Consider the following 738-nt stretch of genomic DNA (forward strand, 5'->3'; position numbering starts at 1 on the left):
CGGCGGGCAGCACTCCCTTCTAGGCCCGCCGCGGCGTCCCGCAACCCTTCGCTTGTCGCTTTCGGGTCCTCCACTCCGTTCCGGTCCTGCTGATGCAGTCCGCCTCCGACGGCGGGCCTTTCCGGTCGCTTTTGCCGCCCACCCCGCTTCCGGGGAGGGCGCGCGATTGTAGAGCGGAGGACATCACGATGCGTGCAAACAACAAACGTTGCGGCAGCCGACAGGCTGGCGCAGACAGCGGCGGGCGCACCGGCGCCAGCCTTTATCAGGAAATCACCGACCGCATCATTGCCGAACTGGAGCGCGGCACCGTGCCATGGGTCAAGCCGTGGGGCAGGGCAAGGACAGGCCTCGGCCTGCCGCGGAATGCGGCCACCCAGCGCCGATATTCCGGCATCAATATCCTGATCCTGTGGGGCGCGGTCATCGAGCGCGGTTTCCCCAGCCAGAACTGGCTCACCTTCCGGCAGGCGCTTTCGCTTGGCGGCAATGTCAGGAAGGGCGAGCACGGCACCACCATCGTTCACGCTGACCGCTTTGTTCCCAAGAACGAAAAGCAACGCGCCGACACCGATGGCGACGAACCGCAGGCGGTGCCCTTCCTGAAGCGCTTCACCGTCTTCAATGTCGCGCAGTGCGATAATCTGCCCGAACATCTTTACGCCGCCGGCGAGCCTCTGCCTGAGCGCGAGATGGTCCCGCAGGCCGACGCGAAAATCAGCGCCGGTTGCATGAATG

At 65.4% G+C, this 738-nt stretch carries 1 protein-coding gene; it reads left to right on the top strand.

All coding sequences use genetic code 11. The features are described from left to right. Positions 1-188: 188 nt before the first annotated feature. Positions 189-738, top strand: a 550-nt coding sequence (locus EN991_RS38495) for an ArdC-like ssDNA-binding domain-containing protein (protein ID WP_127370640.1), incomplete at its 3' end; no start/stop codon positions are given.

It is taken from the genome of Mesorhizobium sp. M7A.F.Ca.US.005.03.2.1, from assembly GCF_003997795.1.
In the GTDB taxonomy this organism is placed as follows: Bacteria; Pseudomonadota; Alphaproteobacteria; order Rhizobiales; family Rhizobiaceae; genus Mesorhizobium; species Mesorhizobium ciceri.